Origin of the sequence: Halopelagius fulvigenes (assembly GCF_042662625.1) — an archaeon.
GTDB lineage: Archaea > Halobacteriota > Halobacteria > Halobacteriales > Haloferacaceae > Halopelagius > Halopelagius fulvigenes.
Map to the genome: position 1 here is coordinate 260,578 of NZ_JBHSXH010000011.1, position 16,589 is coordinate 277,166.

The 16,589-nt window shown below is 59.2% G+C and carries 10 protein-coding genes; 2 read left to right on the plus strand and 8 right to left on the minus strand.

Features of this window, described 5'->3' with window-relative positions; translation table 11 throughout:
* Nucleotides 1–2 precede the first annotated feature (2 nt).
* The 3 genes from ACFQEV_RS09060 to ACFQEV_RS09070 all read right to left on the minus strand — a co-directional run bounded on the left by ACFQEV_RS09060 (nucleotide 3) and on the right by ACFQEV_RS09070 (nucleotide 6,260).
* Complete coding sequence (locus ACFQEV_RS09060) at nucleotides 3–683, minus strand: hypothetical protein (RefSeq protein WP_379695064.1); 681 nt, start codon at nucleotides 681–683, stop codon at nucleotides 3–5.
* A gap of 482 nt (nucleotides 684–1,165) precedes the next feature.
* Nucleotides 1,166–4,114, minus strand: coding sequence for a methyl-accepting chemotaxis protein (locus ACFQEV_RS09065; RefSeq protein ID WP_379695066.1), 2,949 nt, complete (start codon nucleotides 4,112–4,114; stop codon nucleotides 1,166–1,168).
* A gap of 1,006 nt (nucleotides 4,115–5,120) precedes the next feature.
* The gene (locus tag ACFQEV_RS09070) at nucleotides 5,121–6,260 is read right to left on the minus strand and encodes a DUF4982 domain-containing protein (RefSeq protein WP_379695068.1); all 1,140 of its coding nucleotides are present in this window, start codon (nucleotides 6,258–6,260) and stop codon (nucleotides 5,121–5,123) included.
* A gap of 211 nt (nucleotides 6,261–6,471) precedes the next feature.
* Between ACFQEV_RS09070 and ACFQEV_RS09075 the strand changes: the two genes are divergently transcribed.
* On the plus strand, nucleotides 6,472–7,488 hold the full coding sequence (locus ACFQEV_RS09075; protein ID WP_379695070.1) for an SGNH/GDSL hydrolase family protein: 1,017 nt from the start codon (nucleotides 6,472–6,474) through the stop codon (nucleotides 7,486–7,488).
* A 213-nt stretch (nucleotides 7,489–7,701) separates the two neighbouring features.
* Here ACFQEV_RS09075 and ACFQEV_RS09080 read toward each other — a convergent pair whose 3' ends face one another.
* The 3 genes from ACFQEV_RS09080 to ACFQEV_RS09090 form a co-directional block, all read right to left on the minus strand.
* Entirely contained in the window at nucleotides 7,702–9,528 is a 1,827-nt protein-coding gene (locus tag ACFQEV_RS09080) for an ABC transporter substrate-binding protein (RefSeq protein ID WP_379695072.1), read from the minus strand.
* Between the two features lie 686 nt (nucleotides 9,529–10,214).
* Entirely contained in the window at nucleotides 10,215–10,739 is a 525-nt protein-coding gene (locus ACFQEV_RS09085; RefSeq protein ID WP_379695074.1) for a GNAT family N-acetyltransferase, read from the minus strand.
* 298 nt (nucleotides 10,740–11,037) lie between these two features.
* The gene (locus ACFQEV_RS09090) at nucleotides 11,038–11,964 is read right to left on the minus strand and encodes a CPBP family intramembrane glutamic endopeptidase (protein ID WP_379695076.1); all 927 of its coding nucleotides are present in this window, start codon (nucleotides 11,962–11,964) and stop codon (nucleotides 11,038–11,040) included.
* A 601-nt stretch (nucleotides 11,965–12,565) separates the two neighbouring features.
* Between ACFQEV_RS09090 and ACFQEV_RS09095 the strand changes: the two genes are divergently transcribed.
* Nucleotides 12,566–14,155: a transposase gene (locus tag ACFQEV_RS09095; protein WP_379695078.1), complete on the plus strand. Its 1,590-nt coding sequence runs from the start codon at nucleotides 12,566–12,568 to the stop codon at nucleotides 14,153–14,155.
* Nucleotides 14,156–14,509: 354 nt separating this feature from the next.
* On the opposite strand, the gene ACFQEV_RS09100 is transcribed toward ACFQEV_RS09095, so the two are convergent.
* Nucleotides 14,510–15,496 (minus strand): LLM class flavin-dependent oxidoreductase, encoded by a 987-nt coding sequence (locus tag ACFQEV_RS09100; protein ID WP_379695080.1) that lies wholly within the window; start codon nucleotides 15,494–15,496, stop codon nucleotides 14,510–14,512.
* Nucleotides 15,497–15,602: 106 nt separating this feature from the next.
* Nucleotides 15,603–16,328 carry a ThuA domain-containing protein gene (locus ACFQEV_RS09105; protein WP_379695082.1) on the minus strand — a complete coding sequence of 242 codons (726 nt, stop codon included), beginning with the start codon at nucleotides 16,326–16,328 and terminating at the stop codon, nucleotides 15,603–15,605.
* Nucleotides 16,329–16,589 lie beyond the last annotated feature (261 nt).

Sequence of the window (16,589 nt, forward strand, 5' to 3'; positions counted from 1 at the left end):
CGTCACGATTCGACGTCCGCGTCCGTGTCCGGGGCGACGGCCGCCGCGCCGTCGCCGACCACCGCCTCGAACGCGACGACTTCTATCACGCCGAGGACGCCCGCCAACAGCATCGGCACCGTCACCGGAACGTAACTCGCGACCACGAGGAGGCCGGCGAGCGAGACGAGCCAGAGGACGGTGTACGAGGCGTACTCGGTAAGGGACTGTCTGGTCAGCCGAAGCGCGCGAACCGCGGACGGCGGCGGCGATGTCCGCGCGCGAAAGCTACCGACCCGGAGCGTCACCGCTAACGCCCCGACGACGCCGTACGCGCCGAGGAGCGCGAGCAACAGGAGGCCGCCGTCGTTCCGCGCCGTCCCGACGACGTAGTAGAACGCCGTCACTCCGCCGACCGAGAGCAGGAGGAGACTGAACGGGAGACCCGTCTTCAGATTCCGTCGGAAGGCCTCGACGAACAGACGAACTCGCCCGCGCTCCGTCGGCGGCGCGCCGGTATCGCGACGGGTGACGACTGCCGTCAGCACCTCGACGGCGGCCAGTATCGCCGGGCCGACGGTGACGAGCGGCAGGGATGCCACCGCCGTCAGCAGGCTCGCGACGACGATAGTGAGGAGTTCCGCGTAGAGCACGCGGATGACCGTCGTCGCCGTCGCGACGGGGCTCGGCAGGGATTCCGACATTCGTCCCGGGTATCGTCGTCTCCCGGGATAAAGAGAACGGTCCGGACGACCTCAGGAACGACCGTCGCCGTCGTCTGGTCGTTCCCGCACGTAGTGACGTTCGGCCAGTCGCGCCGTTCCCGACGGCCAGTTACTGGCACCCGGCCAGTTTCGGCGCCGTCGAGAGGGAGCGATATGCGATAGATATGAACATCGGAACTCCATTATTTGGATATCGAAGACCGAAGTAGTCAGTCATCGAAGCGACGCGACGGGGCGACGCTCCACCGATGGACGTCCGTTCCATCGAACCCGCTTTGGGAGTCTCTCCTCCCCCTATTCGATACAACCGGTATTGTACAAAATCGGACTCAGACGTTTCCCTCGTTCGACGGTCAACCCTCGTCGGGTCGATCCACAAAATGCCCGATAAAGCGTTTTGAGACCCGGAAAAAGATCCGATCCGAGAAATACGACGTTCGAGTACGAACGACGGTTCGGAGTTAGTCGCTCACGCTGGTCTGGACCTCCTCCCTTTCGGGCTTTCCTCCCATTTCGAGCTCCGTAGCGTCCGCTTCTGTTTGTCCCTGCGGCACACTTCCGTCGTGATCGCCGACTTCGAACTGATTCACAAGTTCTTGGAGCGACTGCGCCGACGCGGACACGTTCTGGATGTTCCGCGTCACCTCGTTTATCGACGCGGTCTGCTCTTCGGTCGCCGCCGAGACGGTACTCGTCTGCGACGTCGTCTCCTCGCTCACGCTCGACACCTCGTCGACCATCGAGACGACTTCCTCCGTGGACGTCGCCTGCGCTTCCGTCGACTCTGATATCTCCCTTACGCCGTGTTCGGCTCTCTGACTCGCGTCGGCGATGTCGTCGAACATCTCGATGGCGTTCTCGATGGTCTCTGCGCCGGTTTCGACGCGGTCCTTCATCGACTGCATGTCGCCCACCGTCTCGTCGGTGTCCTCCTGAATCTCGGTGATGAGTTTCTCGACGTCCTCGGTGGCGTCCTCCGCCTCGTTCGCGAGCGTCTTTATCTCGTTTGCGACCACCGCGAAGCCCTTTCCGACCTCGCCGGCGCGCGCGGCCTCGATGGACGCGTTGAGCGCGAGTAGGTTGGTCTGCTCGGTGATGTCCGTTATCAACTGGACGATGTCGTTTATCTCGTCGATGCGGTCTTCGAGACCCTCGACCTGGTCGACGGCGGCGTTCGTCTCCGTCTCGATGGCGGAGATCTCCTGCGTGGCGTCGGCGGCGTGTTCGCGGCCGCGTTCCGCCAGCGACACCGCCTCGTTCGCCGTATCGACCACGCCGTCGGCCGACGCGGCGACTTCCTCGATGGTGGCCGAGAGATTGTTCATCTCGTCGGACGCCGCCTGGAGCTGTTCGGTCTGCTGTTGCGCCCCGTGGGCTATCTCTTCGACCGATTCGGCGGTCGCCTGACTCGCGGACTCTATCTCCTCGGCGCTCGCGACGGTTTCGTTGCTCACCTGCGCGAACTCGTCTGCGACCTCGTGAACCTCCACGAGGCTCTGTCGAACCTTCTCGATGCCGTCGTCGATGTCGGACATGATGGCTCCGAACTCCCCGGGGAGGTCGGTCCGAATGTCGCGGTTCAACTTCCCGTCGCCGAGGTTCTCGCTGACGGTCCGGAGTTCGGCGACCTGCCGTCGGAGATTCCGCTGCATGTCGCCGAACGCCTCGACCAGGTCTCCGATTTCGTCGTCGGACGCCTCGATTTCGCTCTGGTCGTCGTCGAAGCGACCCTCCGCGAGGGCCGTCGCCCGGTCCCGGAGCTGCACGATGGGACGGGAGAAGTACCGCGCCGACCGGTATCCGATCGCGACGACGCCGACGCCGATGCCGCCGATCAACAGGAGGAAGATGTTCCGGGCCGAGGCGGTTCTGTCGCTCAACTCCTTTCCGAGGGCCACGCTCGGTGCCGTCACGTCCTCCTCGGGGACCGTCGCGAGGAGCGCGAACTGCTTGTCGCCGAACTGAAGCGGCGCGTACCCGACGTAGTAGCTCTCGTTCCCGTCGCTCCCCCGCTTCGCGTAGGTGCTCAGACCTCGCTCTCCGGCGAGTATCCGAGACTGCGCGACGCCGGCGAGCGACCCCGCGTACTTCGTGTCCGCGATGTTCGACCCCGACTCGACGACCGACTCGTTCGGGTGGCTGAGCACCCGTCCGTCAGCGTTCACGATGCTCAGATGGCCGCTATCGCCGACGGTGACGTCGTTCGTGAGCGCCGAGAGGATGCTGTAGTTGAACCGGAGCGCGATCGATCCCGCGAACTCCCCGCCTTGGTACACGGGGGTCGAGAGGTACATCGCTTGCTCGCCCTCTATCGTCTGGACGCTTCCGACGTGAACCTCGCCCTTCTGGAGATTCTTGCTCCGCTTGAACCAGTCGCTGCCGGCGTACGAGGCGCCCTCGACCGATTCGGTGACGACCTCTCCGTCCGCCCTGTGTGCGCGGATGACGCCCGCTCCGTTCTCGTCGGTCAGGATTATCTCCTCGTAGGCGGGCACCTCGCTGCCGTCGATAGAGACGGACCGCGTGTTCAGGTAACTCCGGAACGACGCGTTGATCCTATCCTTCGCGCTCTCTCTGGCGGTCGTCTGGAGTTCGTAGTAGTAGACGTTCGGTGCGAGCACCCAGTCGAAGTCCTCGTGGTAGGTGTAGGCGATGAACTTCCGTTCGAGGGGGTTCCCCTTCTGGGTGGTGTCCTCCCAGTCGTACTCCGCGATTCCCCAGTCCTCGCCGTTCCGAACGCCGGAGTTCGACCGGACGGTCGATTCGACGTCTTCGAACACCATCAACGAGGCGTCCGCTTTGAGGTTGAAGCCGTCGCGGAGACTGTGGTGGGCGACGATGTTCGAGTCACGGTCGGTGATGTACCCGTACCCGGTGGTACCGATGTAGCCGGGGTGGAACATCTTCGAGAGGGTGCCGGACGACCGCACTCCGTCGCCGGTCGTCCCGGTGAGAATCCGCTCGACTTTCCTCTCGACCTGTCGTTGCTGTTCGGGAGTGAGTTGCTCCCACCGCTTCCCGCCGTACTGCTCTTCGAGAACGGTCCGCTTCGTACTCTCGACGGTGCTGTGCATCTGCAGAGCCATGTGGCCGAGCTGCGTCCGACTCTGCCGCTGGACGAGGTCCCACTCGCCGGCTTTCGCCGCCTGATAGTTCTGCACCGGTGAGGAGTCGGCCAGCGAACGCGCGTCCACGCGTCGCACGTCCATGACGTTCTGAATCTGCTCTTGCCGCGCGTTGACCGTGTTGTTCAGTTCGCCCGTGACCTGTCCCTCCATGTGAGTCGTACTCTGTTCTTGCGCGTACGACCCGATCTCCTGCATCTCGTAGATTCCGGTCCCGCCGACCACGGAAACCGGAATCAGCGAGATGGCGAGACAGAGCGCGATGAGTTTCGTCTGTATCTTCATGTCGTATCTCCCCGTTCGTCGTCCGTTCGCCGTCCAAATCGGATGTCTCGAATGCTGGTCGCTCTGACCGCATCGTTCGCCCCTTTACCCGGTATCGTCTCTGATGTGAGCACTACATACTCAGTATTATATTTCATATATAACGCCACGGGCGAAAATATCTCTCGTGATAATGAGGGCGTGGCCCACCCGACCGTGAACGAGGGACGGTCACAGCGGTCGTGGTGCGCCGAGATGCAGGATTTTTGCGAGGAACGCTGCCGATGAACATTCGACGGTCCTCGTCGGCGACACTGGTCGACTTCCCGGTCGTAACTCCGGAATTTCATCTAATTAATTCTATCGAATAGCGGTTCGAAGCCGGACGGGGGATCCGCTTCCTCCCGCGGTTCGGACGGCGTGCCGGAGAATCACTCAGAGCGGGTCTGGACGTCTCTCATGGGGGGAGAGTCCGATGGAAAGATCAGAACTCCATTCATACGGGACGAAACGTGCGAACGTCTCGTTGACGTTCGCCTGTACGGTCGAATCTACTCGATTCGGGGGTTCTCGATTGCGATTCGAGCGACCCCGTCGCTCACGTCTCGACGGGGTACGTGCGGCCGGACTCGTCGCTCTCGGATCGGCCCCGTCTGAGATATGTGATTGGACACCTCCCCGGTTCGACCGTCGAACTCTGTCCCCTCTCCCTCGGGGTGTCGTTAGCGGGCGTCGTGGCCGCTACACTCCTCGCTGTCGCTTTCGGTCCCGCGTCCAGACAGTTCGCGGAACTCTCGGTCCGACCCTCAACGCCCTCCTCTCCATGAGTCACGCAGTCCATCCGCTCCGACCGCTCGTCGCATTCGCCGTCCCGTTTCAACACGCTGGCGATGCAGCGTTACCGCTCCGAGTTCGGCGTACAATTACCTGATTGATGGCATAAAATCACGGGCTGAACCGGCGCTGGTACCCCGGTCTTCTAGACCTTTTCTGCGTAGGCAACTGACCCGGCCTTCGCCCGAACTGCTTACGCTGCGTCTTCGACCGTCACGGTCACGCCGTCGCCAACTAGCCCGTCGGCTGTGGCTTCGATCTCGACCGTCCCGCCTTCCCGGTCCGCCCGGACGACGGTGATGCAGGTCCCGCGATACGCCGACCGAGTGTCGCCGACCCAAGGCTCGTTACTGTCGGTATTTCCGTTATCGACGCCGGCGATTTCACCTGCGCCCGAGACGTCGAATCGGATCTCGTGATCTGCGCGGGGGACGCGCACCCCGGTATCGTCGGTGACGGTCGCCCGGACGTACGCTAGGTCACGACCGTCTGCGATTATCGTCTCGCGGTCCGCGTCGAGTTCGATCCGGCTGGGGTCGCCAGCCGTTTCCAGTTCGTGTTCAGCGACTACTTCGCCGTCCTCTTTCGCCACCGCACGGAGTGTCCCGGCCTCGTAGGGGACGTACCACTCGATCGGGCGGGGCCCGAAACCGTCGGCGCGTTGAGTGCCAAGCGGTTCGTCGTTCTGATGGAGTTCGACCGATTCGGCGTTCTTGACTTCGGTTAGCATCTGGACTTCAGCGCGGTGGCGATTGACTGCGGTCGTACGGATGTCGGTGCCGAACGGTGCCACGGCGACCGAGTCGGTTTCGATCAAGTGCACGTCGCGATAGATACCCGACCCGGTGTACCAGCGACTGTGTGGGTACTCGTCGTTGTCGACGCGGACGGCGAGCGTCTCACCGCCGTCGACACCGAACTCGGAGAGCTTGTCGTTCACCGTCGAGTAGCCGTACGGGCGGTGACCGACGTGCTCACCGTCGACGTACACGTCGAAGTTCCGGTAGACTCCGTCGAATCGGATGGTCGCGTCCCGGTCGATATCGGCCGGGAGTTCGCGGCGGTACCAGCCCACGCCACCCGGAGCGAAGCCCTGTTGTTGCCCGCCGGGATTCTCGGAATCGAACGGGCCCCTGATGCTCCAGTCGTGGGGGACTTCGACGACCTCCCAGCCGCTATCGTCGAGTTCGGGGTCGGCGCCGTCGTCGAGGTCACCGAGGTGGAAGCGCCAGCCCGTCTCTAAGCGACGGACGCGCCGATACTCCCGGGAGGGACCTGTCTTGATCGTCATGTGTTCACATTGATCAGTCTCGTCAATTATCTTTTGATTCACTGAGAGATCGGTTATCCTGTTACTTCGGTCCCTCTCGAACCGATGTGAGTCGAATCGCCTGATCGGCTTCGTATCTGGTCCGAAGCAGATTCGTCTGTCGTCACTCTCTCTGACTCCCGTGATTTAGGATACCCCCGAATCCTGAATTACGAGACGCGGAGGGATACCAGCAGACTGATATGATTACGGTGCGTTTCGTAGGCTACTCCGGATGAGGTTCGAGAAGTATCCTTCTGTCTCCCTGCACAACGTCGCGGAGATGGTGCCGGCGGAGTGGACCGCCGACGGTGATCGGCTGTGCCGCGTCCCGGCTACGGTCGGCACAGGCCTGAACGTCGACGCCCGCGAACGTGTCAGACATCCGACCGGGAGCGAAATCCGGTTCGTTCCCGACCGTCCGAACGCGACGATCGAGATCACGCTCTCTGCAGCCGATAGAACGCGGGTTCGTCCGTTCTGGGGGCCGTTTCAGCCGTGGAAGCCGGTCGAGATCGGTCCCAGACCCGAGACTCTCACGTTCACTGTCCCGGATCGAATCGGCGCACTCGACACCGGCGAAGAAACGGGGAGATTCGATCCGCGGGTCTGTCGGATCGTATTCGAGCGCGCTCCGGCGGTCGCTCTTCACGATGTTTCCGGTGACTGTCGGCCTCCCACTTCCGATGAACTGCCCGCTCGGCGGTATCTCGCGTACGGGACATCTATCACTGAAGGCGCGGCAGCATCGGCACCGCATTTGAACTACGTTGCGCGCGTCGCCCGAGAACTGGGGTACGACGCGCTGAACTTCGGATGTTCGGGATCAGCGTTCTGCGACCCGGCTATGGCTGATTACATCGCAGGTCGCGACGATTGGGACGTCGCGACGCTAGCGCTCTCGGTGAACATGGCGAACCGAGGGTTTACTCTCACCCAGTTCCGGAACAGAGCGAGAAGGTTCGTCGAGACGATCGCGAATTCCCATCCCCGAAAACCGATCCTGTGCGTGACTCTCTTTCCCTACTTCGCAGACGCTGGCAGCGGGGACGATTTTGAACGCGCCGCTGACTTCCGAGCGACGCTGCGCTCTATCGTTACCGACTCTCGTCGCTCTAACCTTTTTCTCGCGGAAGGCGCGGAACTGATGAACATCTCCGGCCTGACGGCAGATATCCTCCACCCGGGAGACGCTGGAATGGACGCTATCGGGGACGGGGTAGCGTCCCGTCTTCGGAGGGTAACCGAGTGACGGAGAGAGCGGAGTCGGATGACCCCCCAGCGAATACCGAGACGGCATCTGGTACGCCAGATCGACTTTCAGAAGTAGTTTCGGTGGTCCGGAACCGGAGTCGACTACCGCCGTACGTCTAGCGTGGGACTCCGTTCGCGAGCGTCTCCCGACGAAGTCTCACCGGGGGCGCGTAAAAAGTACGCGAGCAAAGTAAGTAAGCCTTCGATCGTCTTATTGTCGTTGCACCGGCGAGACCGCCCCGATACGCGGGAACCAGTAACTACACCAGTCGACGAACTTCTTGTTCGTGTCGGCGGGAGGGATGTCCCAATCCTGCCCGTTCCAGAAGCTCGGATGGATCTTTTCGATCAGCGGGAGCATCGGGAGATTCTGGTTGACGACCCAGGCGAGTTCCCGCGTGTACTCCTGCGCTTTGGCCCGGTCGCTCGTCGTACTGAGACGCCGAAGGGTCTCCCGGACGTTGACCGGGGACGCCTCTCCGTTCGGTTCCCCGACCGGCGGTGCCTTCGGTTTCTCTCCGTAGTTTAGGTTAGACATCACCGTGTTACTCGTTAGTATCCACGAGAGACTGAAGAACGGCTCCGTTTTCCCCGAGTTGTTCCAGAACCAGGGGACGACCTTGAAGTTCGATGTTCCCCAGTACTGTCCGAAGAACGTCGTGTTTTCGACGGCCCTGTTCTCTGTCTTGATGCCGAAGTCGGACAGCATCTGTGCGAGCGTCGTCGTGAAGCTGGTAACGTCGCTCCAGCCCGACGGTGAGGGAATCGAGAGGGTGAACTGCTCTCCGTTCGGCTTGTGCCACTGTTCGCCCTTCTTCGAGTACCCCTCCTTCTTTAGGAGGGCCGCCGCCTTCTCCGTACTCGTGTACGAGTCGTATACGTCGACGTCGCCACCCAGATTCTCCTTCCACGTGTCCGTGATGAAACTGCCGAGGCCGACCGGTTTCGCAACCGCGGTTTTCAAGGGGTCGGCGAGCTCCGCCATCCGCTGTTGGTCGACCACGTATGCGATCGCGCGCCGAACGTTCCGCTTGCCGAAGTCCTCGTCGTCGTGATTGAATCCGAGTCCGTACCCGTTGTAGGTGGGGACTTTGTACTGGCGTACGTAATCGGGGAACGTCTTCGCGATGCGGATCGGCGTGAAGCCGTCCACGATATCGATATTTCTCCCGTTTTTCATCGCGGCCCACTTCTGCTGGCTCGACGCGAAGTATTCGAGTTCGTAGACTGGGAACTGTATCTGATTCGCATCCGGATGGTCCTCGTACTTCGTTAGCGTCAGTACTTGTTGGTTCGCAGAGTCGTATTTGCACGGTCCACAGCCGAGCGGTTCGCTCGGCTGATAGTCCTGCAGGTCCCCCTGAACCGTCTTCTTCTCTTCTTCCGAAGAGGCATCACGGAACCGCTGAGCAAACTTGCCGTACTCGCTCGTGGGAGTGTTCATCCACTTCCCGGCGATCACGACTAAGATTGTCTTTTCTCCGTAGTCTCTCTTGAGCGTGTACTTTATGGTCGAGTCGTTGACCGCCTCGACAGCGTCGATGTAGTTCGTGATTTCGTACCCGAGTCCCTTGTCGATCGTAAACTTAGTGACGAAATCCTCCGCCGTAACGGGGTTCCCGTCGTGCCACGTCTGCCCCTCCCTGATACTCATCGTGAGCGTCTTTCCGTCCTTCCGCCAGTCTTGGAGAACGTACGGAATTAGCTCGCCCGTCTTCTGATTGTATCTGAGGAAGGGATCGAACACCATCTTTCCAGCCACCTCAGCGTAGTTACTCGGAGCGTACGGATTCCACTGCGTCTCGGCCGGGATGAACCGGGAGGGTACGGTCAGACTCCGCTCGTCCGAGGCGGTGGACCCACCCGAGGAGGTAGTAACGGAACCGTCGCCGCCGGTGAGGGTACCGATGTCTCCGCCACCTTCGGCCGAGGGTTCCGATGAACACCCCGCGAGCGTGACCGCACCCGCCGTGCCGCTCAATTTGAGGAAGCGCCGCCGAGCGAAGCCGCTTTCATCACTACTGGTATCACTGCTCATACAGTTCTGTAATTACATTATCATTATTTATAACTTTTCATGTATCAGACGAGAATACCGTGCGAGGGTAGCTGCAACCTCCCTTCTGAGGAACCCAAGGGAGTGAGTCGTATCCGTCACAGTTCTATTCTGTCGTAGAGAACGAATCTAGCGGACTTGCACTTCGAGTTTCACCTCGTAGGATCGTTGCATGACGCTACGCGGCCGAGATGTTTGCCGCTGCTGTTCTATATGTGAGAAAACTGTCTATTCTGTACCAGTCCAGAGTAGGTCTGGCACGCCCGTCACGCTCACCATTACACCGGTAGGTGTGTAATCGGAATTCACTACCCCATTCTGCTATCGAGAATCCCCTGAGGGCACATACGACGACGTAAACACCGAGAATTCGAAGTCGTCCTCTGTGGAACGTCCTCCTAGTGCTCGTTGAGTACGTTTCCGATACTGCGATTTCGGAGGATGGTCTAGCGCGTTCTTCTCTACGTTCCGCTGAAGCAGCAGAGTCACTCGGCGTACGAACTGAGCGTCGGAGTTTCTATCGAAGCGGAACTAAGCACGAGAAACGTCTTATAAAATAGTATGCAGTTCGAGAATCGTGTGACCGGACTGTAGAGATAGATTGCCGAACAGCCGACTTACTTCAATACCAACATAGGTCTCAAACGGACGGCCACGGGAACATGGTCTCAAAGTGGGCGGCGGTAGACGGCTTCAATACATTCGTCATCAGCAGTCGTGTTGATAGTAGTTCCATCCTGCTCAAATCCACGTCGTTCGTAGAAGGACCGAGCGCGTTCATTACCCGAGAGAACACAAAGTGCAACTCCAGAAAGATGAGACGGGAGGACATCAACAGCCTTGTGAAGGAGTTCCGTGCCGATTCCCTCATTCAAACTCTCAGGTCGGACATGGATGGCTTTCAGTTCAGCCTCGGACTCTTCAACAAAATCCTGAGTCTCCTTTGATTGCCATACGAGTTCTGCGAGTCCGACTACAGCCTCGTCACATACTGCCACCAACTGCGCTTTTTGTTCGTGCGAGATGATTTCCTTGATGAATTCGCAAAATTCATCAGGAATCTCGGACTCCCAGGTGAGGGCTTCTGGCGGAAGTAGACCCGTGAAAGCCTCTTGCCTACTTCGACGCATTACCTGATATATCTCATCTATATCGTCGGGCTGGGCACGTCGAACCACAGTATCCTGTCCCATAGGTTTCATGAAACTTTACACAAACAAGTAGTTTCCCCGCGTTTGTGAGTCGTTATTTAAGCGATTATTCTTGACGTGCCTCTCCAGGGTTTCGGAGGATGGAATTGATGCGTGACTTATTTCCACTTCGGGTGGGGCTGAATCAGACGATCAGTAGAGTTCTGCGATGGAGCGTCGAAAGAAGAGTGATGACTATCTGATCCTACTCAGAATCCTCGGTTCTTCCGGCTATCTCGAAAGAGGGATGAACCGTTTCCCACGTTCTTCTCGTGTGAGACGCCGTCTATGCTGTGACGCGCTACTGTATGGTCGTGGAATCAGCTGTCCTGCGTCGGTGGACTGCCTGCACGGTCACTGCGATGAGTCCGAGCCAAACGAGCCAACTCAATGCTGTATACGTCCAGAACGTCATCTCTGCGGTCGCGCTGATAGACGTCGTGAAGTTCGAGTAGACGTACACCAACACCGTATTGAGCAGCGAGTGACCGAGAACCGCAGGCCACACCGATGCTGAGAGATAGCGGACTCCGCTGAGGACGAACGCAGCCAGAAAGAGGTTCACCGATGTCGAGATAACGTCGCGAACGAGCAGGTCGCCCGACGCCGCATATCCGACGGTGAGCGGGATGTGCCAGAGCGACCAGAACGCACCGATTGCCGCACTCGAGCGCCAGTAGCCCCACGGGGCGAGCAGCGTTTGGATATAGCCACGCCATGCGAACTCCTCGCCGGCCGTGATGAGCATCGTGGCGACGACCAGTACGGGAACCGTTGGAAGCAACGTCCATGCGTCCGACGAGACGGAAACCGACTTCAGCCCGAGGAGAACAGCGAGCGCTTCAGTGAGGACAGGAAGCGCACTCAACCCTACTAGCAAGAGGAGACTGATTACGACGATCCGACGGACTGGCCGGATAGGTTTGACAGCAGCGATACCGAGAAACGAACCGTGTCGCCTTCGGAGCCGGTGGAGACCGAACAGGATGAGCGTCGGAGCCCACATCATCACGGGCGTGAGCGTCCCCAATACGGCACTGTTGACCACATCAAGAAGTGTGGGAAGGACGATAAGCGTCGTGAGCGCCAAGAGAATGACCGCGAACCACCCGAGCAGGCGCACGGTCTCGGCATCGATAGTTCCGACCCGTTGGTACGGTAGGTCGTGGTGAGGAACGTCTAGGGGGCTGCCGGTCGACCCTCGGTCAGGAGACCCGGTTTTAGGCATTATCGAAAGATATGCAACAGGTGTGATAGTTTTTTGGGCGCTAGATATACATAGTGTAATGGAGGAAAAACGGGCTCGACTCGGTGACAGACACAGGGGAGCTACTTCTCGTTCATTCAGTTGCCATGTTAGCCTGCCTATCTCTGACTAAGTCCTAAATATGCAAAATCGCAATGAACGCCCATCCGTTGCGACGAGGGTCGAGCCATCATACGCCCAATAGACTGTAAAAAGAAAGGTACCAGCTGTCAGTAGGAGGTGAGTTCGTCGGCTGGCATACATCGTGAATGTAGCTACGATGACTTGTAGTAAGTGATTTGCTCGATAGCTGCACGCGCAGCCCTACTGATCAGCTAATGCACTCCTGACAACGCTGTAAGTAAGCCCTGTATCAAACCAATTTCCCTGAGGGTGAGAAGGAAGGGTGAGAATCGCTCGGTTCAAACTAAATCCTGCTACAAACGGCCCGAAAAACCCGATATTCGCTCGGTTTACTCTTGAGCCCGCCGTGTAGCCAGTCGGTTTTTACTTTTGAGTGCGACGAGGAGGGAGACCATAGCAAGAACGAACACCAGATCCCCCGTAATAGACATACAAACTGATGATCTCCTATACGCCTCGAATGACCGATACGTTTGCTATCTCGCTTGAGCTGAAAGAACGCCTACAAAGCGGAACCAGTCTTTACGACGCATTTGAAGCGCTTGACCACCCATTTTCGTTTCCAGAGGATCAATATCCGGAGTGGCACTCCACATCATATCCATTTCGCGGTATGGTCAAACTGTTCTACTACCGGGAAACCACTGGAGAGAGTTACCGATCGCTAACGCGCCAACAAGAACTTGCAGTCTTGTTCGGCCTCAAGAAAATCCCAGACGAATCAGTACTCTCTCGAACTTGGCATAACCGATTCGACGACGCGGGTCGTTCCTTCGTGACCAATGGAGCACACGATCTCGTCTGGAGAGTCGAAAATGGGGATTTCTACGCTCCTGAAGTCCGCCCGCTAGAAGAGATCGAGACGCCACTCGACGAGGCTGACGACAAACCTGAGAGTCAACCCACGTTTACTAACGCCCAGATCTCTCGGACAACGCATCTCGCACGCGATCACGCCTTTGGGTCGTTCAACTCTGGTCGAGCTCAGAACGCGACATACGAGGATACTCGCTTTCTCGAACTTCAGACGTTCATTGGGATGGCTGGTTGCGGAACACCGCAGGGTGCGAGACGGTTTCAGATCCGCCGAGGTGCGGAGTACGGGCCACACGGCGATACGCACCTTCGGACAGTCAAAAAATTCGATCCTGAGGGTCTGATCGCTGGATTTCAACAGGCGACAGAGCGGCTTTTGTCGGTGATACAGTCAGAAGTCACGTTCCGTCGTCCTGTTACCGTTGCGATCGATATCACGACACTGCGATACTATGGTGACGTCGAGGGAATGACAATGGTTAGCGGGACGAAAGACGATGACGGACGGGGATTCAAATTTGCGACACTCTCAATCGTCGGATGGAACATTCCCATCATATTAGCGGTTGAGCCCGTCCGCGAGAGCTCAGCATGGGATGAGAACCCGCCGAATCGGATTCATCGTGTGGTCCGACGACTCGTTCGACGAGCACAAGAGCTCGTTCCAATTGAGACGGTTCTCTGTGACGCTGAATTCGACGCAAAGTTGGTCTACCAAACGCTGTCAAACCTCAACGTGAACTACCTAATCCCCAAGCGGTCGTTCAACGCAGAGCGAGCAGCGATCAAGCGGATGAGCGAGGATGGGCAAGACGTCGCGGTCGAATCAACGACGGTTCACACTGATCAGGGATCGCACGCGATGCAGTTCTTGTACGTCCCCTCGACGAAAGGAGACGGAACAGCCGTCTTCACAACGAATCTCAGGGTCGGGCCAGCCGAGGCCGAGGCATACTGTCAGCGATACAGCCGCCGATGGCAAATCGAAAACGAGTACAAGTCGATCAAGTACGACTTCTTAGCGAAAACCTCCTCGAAAGACTACCGCGTTCGGTTGTTTTACTTCGTGTTCGCAGCGCTACTGCACAATATCTGGCGGCTTACCGACTTTCTCCTGAAAGCACAAGTTGACGGTGATCTAGACTACGCGCCCGTACTGACAGCTGGTGAGTGTGTGGAATGGGTTTCTTCTGCACTGATTCCAGCAGACTAAGCATCTCCCAACTCGGTTCGCCCTTCGTAAGTGGAAACACTATCTCGAGGCAGGAGTTTCAGACGTAAATCCAACACTTACAGAGTTCAATTCGGTAATCGACCGGAGAGTTCGATCAGAATAGATTATTCTGACTATATCTCATTGAATAAAATCGAAAACTGGCCATCCTCCGAAACAGTGGCCTCTCTTCAGTTATGGGCGTTCGTATCGCGAAGTACAGTTTATCGAAGGGTGAAATATCTCCTTTTACTGGATTCGATGAAGTGGGAACTTCGGGTCGTACTCCACCGTCGAGGGGCAGTTCCGGCCGAGCGTCACCCGTAACGATGCATCGCTGTGAGCGTCGCCGCCCTACTCGAACGCCGGGATGACCTCCTCTCCGAACAGCCGAATCTGGTCTTCGACCAAGTCCTTCGGCATTCCGGAGTGGTGGAACCGAAGCGTCAACTGGTTCAGCGGGAACCGCTCTCGCATCGACTCTATCTGCTCGATTATCTGTTCCGGCGTGCCGTAGATGAACCGGTCGTCGGCGAGTTCCTCGAAGTCCTCGACGGAGTCGGCGGTCATCAGGGGGTGAGAGAACTCGCCGCCGTACTCGTCGATGTACGTCCGGTGGAGGTACTCCTTCCGTTTCATCACCTCTTCTTCCGTCTCGGCGATGACGGCCTCCCGCATCAGGGGGTGGTCCATCGACTCCCAGTCCTGGTCGGAGTTCTTGACGTGTTCGCGTTGGAGTCGCTTGCGGTCCTCGACCGTGGCGAGGTCGGCGACGACGCCCGGCACCCACGCGTCGCTGAACTTCACCGACCGAGCTATCTGTTTGTCTCCCCACCCGCCGATCCACAACGGCGGCCGCGGCGACTGGACCGTCTGCGGGAGCGGTTGCCAGTCTTCGACCTCGAAGAACGGACACTCGAACGATATCGGCTCGTCGGACGAGAGGAACTCGTCGATGAACTGGATGCCCTCTATCATCCGACCGGCGCGTTCGTCCATCGGCACGTCGAACGCGTCGAACTCCTTCTCGACGTAGCCGAGACCGACGCCGAGCGTCAACCGCCCGTCGGAGATGTTGTCCAACATCGCCGCCCGCTGTGCCACGTGCAGCGGATGGTACAGCGGGAGGATGAGCACGGACGTGACCAGCTCCAACGTCTCCGTCCCGGTCGCGATGCTCGTGAGTCGCGTCAGCGGGGACGGCCAGTAGTTCTCGCCCTCCGTCGCCTGATGGTCGTTCACCCAGCAGGTCTCGAAGCCGACCTGTTCTGCCACTTGACACTGTTCGACGACGCCTTCCCAGGTGTCGCCGCCCTCAACGGGAAAGATTCCGAACTTCATCGCTCGTTCGAACGTGTGCGGAGATAGTATTTAAATGTTCGCGACGGTTGGGCCGCCGTCGCGTCGCCGACGCCCACTCGACGTACTTCGACTGTCGGACGAACGACTACCGCTCGCGGGTCGGTTCGGCGGGCGATACCTCTCCCCAGTTCACCGTCGCTCCCTCGTTCGGGGCGGCCCAGTCCACGGCGTTCCGGACGACGCGACGAACCTCGTCCTGGTAGAATATCGGATACTCCTCGTGGCCGGGGCGGAATGCGAAGATCCGACCGCGCCCGCGGCGGTAACAGACGCCCGAGCGGAACACCTCGCCGCCCTCGAACCACGAGATGAACACGGTTCGGTCCGGTTCCGGGATGTCGAACGGTTCGCCGTACATCTCGGTCGATGGAATCTCGAAGCTCTCCCCGAGGCCGTCGGCGATGGGGTGACCGGGGTCCGCGACCCACACCCGTTCGGTCTCCCCGCCGTGGCGGTACTTGATCCGGCAGGACGTCCCCATCAGTCGCTTGAACGGCTTGGAGTTCTTTCCAGAGTGAAGCGGAACGAACCCCATGCCGTCGTGGACGGCCTCCACGACTCGTTCGGCCACGTCGTCGCGCACCTCGTCGTTCGCGCAGTGGGACCACCAGACGAGGACGTCCGTCCGGTCGAGGACGGACTCGGTGAGGCCGTGTTCCGTCTCCTGTAGGGTCGCCGTCCGAACTTCGTAGTCCTCTCCGTCGAATATCTCGGCTATCGCTCCGTGGATACCGTCCGGGTAGCGTTCCGCGACGTCCGGTTCCTCTCGTTCGTGGACGTTCTCGTTCCACACGGTGACTCGAACCGTCATACCGGAACCTCTCCGTGCGGATGCATAAGGATTGGTGGAAGCGAGCGCTCGTTTCCGGCAGACGAGGACGACGGTGAAGCACCCCGATTCGTTCCCCCTAGCGGAACACCCCGTTACGATTCTACTCCTGTAATGCGGCCCTCCGTCGGACCGCCGCTCGCCCCGAAACGGCCTCTGCGGGGAGTCCGTCCGCGAATTACGGCCCGGTGGTACGGGAGAGAGGCGACGAGCGCCCGTCTGAGGGCGTTCCCCCACGGGGAA